We start from the raw sequence: 1,199 nt of genomic DNA, 5'->3' as shown, positions 1-1,199 counted from the left end.
TCTTGCAGTGAGTTTGCAACGGTCGGTGATAATTTTACTCAGCAGCTTAGAGCTGTCTGCGCGGATGCAAGCGCAACAACGGCTGAGAGCTATATCAGTCCTTCTCCAATATCGTTGCGTAGTAATCTTATTGCACCGCTAAGTGGTGTTAATGCCAATGTTGCCGAGAGCAATGTGGCCTTTACATTGGCAGATGATGGTGTTGTGTCGGTGACGCAACAAATAGATGAGGTGGGGGTTTTCACTATGGAAGCCTATGCCGTGCCCGATTATGCGGGTGAAGTCGTCAGCGGTGGTACAAGTGGTAATGTTGGTCGGTTTATCCCTGATCGTTTTGATGTGAGCTTTTCCGTCACAGGAGGAAATTTTGCCCCAGCGTGTAATGTCGTTGGACTATCGCCCTTCACTTATATGAATCAGGCCTTTCAATGGAATACTGTCCCTGAATTGACGATAAGTGCTGTACGTGCTGATGGCACGATTACACAAAACTATGAAGGTGATTTTTGGCGCTTGGGTGCAAACCTGGAGCTAGATGAGTCTTGTGGTGGTAGTGTAGGCGTTAAGGGTTTTTGCTATACCGATAATGCAGCGACGGCGGCGACATTATCCTCGCCAGTTGGAGATATAAGTTATGGTGCGACAACAGATATTGATGGAACGCTTAGCTTACTTATCCACTCTAGTAACCCTAACTTCAGTTATGATCGACCTGCAGGGACCAATATCGTTCCTTTTGACGCAGATATTGATTTGGTCGTTACTTTGGAAGACGATGATGATGTGACAGGCACTAGTAATTTAGCAGCGCTTGGTTTCCAATTTAGCTCAGAATTACGGCAAGGACGGTGGAAAATGGAGAATGCCTATGGGCCTGATACTCAAGCGTTAAAAATGAAGGCTTACCCCCAATATTATTCTAGCGCCGGAACCTTTGTTGCCCATACTGATGATCAATGTACCGCAGTTGTTCCAACTGTTACACCTTTAGGTAGTGGTGCTACGAGCTTAGAAGATATTCTTGTGGGTTCAGAGTTAACTACCTTAAGTGTGAATGCTCCTCTCGATGATGCGCAAAATGAAAACTTTAGCTTCAGCGCTCCAGGAGTCGGCGGGGCTGGAAAAGTTCAAGTTAATCAGGACTTATCTGCATTGCCATGGTTGCGTTTTGACTGGGACGGAGATGGCGCTCTGGATGA

Annotated in this window: 1 protein-coding gene; it reads left to right on the top strand. The window is 46.4% G+C overall.

All coding sequences use genetic code 11. The features are described 5' to 3' along the window. The coding region (locus tag A3729_RS32510; protein ID WP_197475658.1) for a DUF6701 domain-containing protein at positions 1-1,199 on the top strand (1,199 nt) is incomplete at both ends.

The sequence above is a fragment of the Oleiphilus sp. HI0043 genome (genome assembly GCF_001634935.1).
Note: the sequence above shows the minus strand (reverse complement) of the source record. Positions and strands in the feature narration are given on the sequence as shown.